Source organism: Exiguobacterium sp. B2(2022), from assembly GCF_028823655.1.
GTDB lineage: Bacteria > Bacillota > Bacilli > Exiguobacteriales > Exiguobacteriaceae > Exiguobacterium > Exiguobacterium aestuarii_A.
In genome coordinates this window covers 1-802 of the sequence record NZ_JAPEHX010000138.1, presented here as the reverse complement: position 1 = coordinate 802, position 802 = coordinate 1, and the positions used below count along the sequence as shown (strand labels likewise).

Annotated in this window: 1 protein-coding gene; it reads left to right on the top strand. The window is 56.7% G+C overall.

All coding sequences use genetic code 11. The features are described from left to right. A partial coding sequence (locus ON063_RS14700; RefSeq protein ID WP_274665634.1) for an IS3 family transposase occupies positions 1 to 802 on the top strand: 802 nt, incomplete at both ends.

Here is an 802-nt window from a genome sequence, read left to right as displayed (position 1 = left end):
GCCATCGAGGAAATGTCGACAACCGATACGTTCCCGGTCGTGCTCCTGTGTGAAATCGCGCAGGTCTCACGGGCCGCCTACTATAAATGGTTGAAGCGTACCGTCTCGGTACGCGAGGAGGAGAACCTGAGCCTACTGGAGGACATCCGCCTCCTCTACGACCAGGTGAACGGGACCTACGGCTATCGACGGATCACCATGACGGTCAACCGCAGACGACGCCAGCATGGCCTGCCGGCATACAACGAGAAGCGCATCTATCGTCTCATGCGCATCCATGAGATTCGTTCGGTCATCCGCCAGAAGCGAAAGCGGTACAAAAAATCGTCCCCGCAGCATGTGGCCGAGAACCTGATGAACCGGGAATTCAGCGCGTCCCGACCGGACGAGAAATGGTGCACCGACGTCACCGAGTTTAAATATGGCGCCGGAAGGAAGGCGTATCTGAGCGCGATCATCGACCTCTATGACGGCTCGATCGTCGCCTATCGCGTCGGGAAGTCCAACAACAACGGACTCGTCTTCCAGACGATGATGCCAGCGATCGCGGGGCTCCGTACAGGAGCGGGTCCGATGATCCATAGCGACCGAGGGTATCAATACACATCGAGAGGGTTCAAACGCATAGTAGAAGACGCAGGACTGACCCACAGCATGTCCCGGGTCGGACGTTGTCTCGACAACGCCCCGATCGAGGGTTTTTGGGGTACCCTGAAAGTCGAGATGTACTACCTGCGTGAATTCCAGGCCTATAGCGAACTCACGTCGGCCATCGAAACCTACATATCGTTCTACAATCATG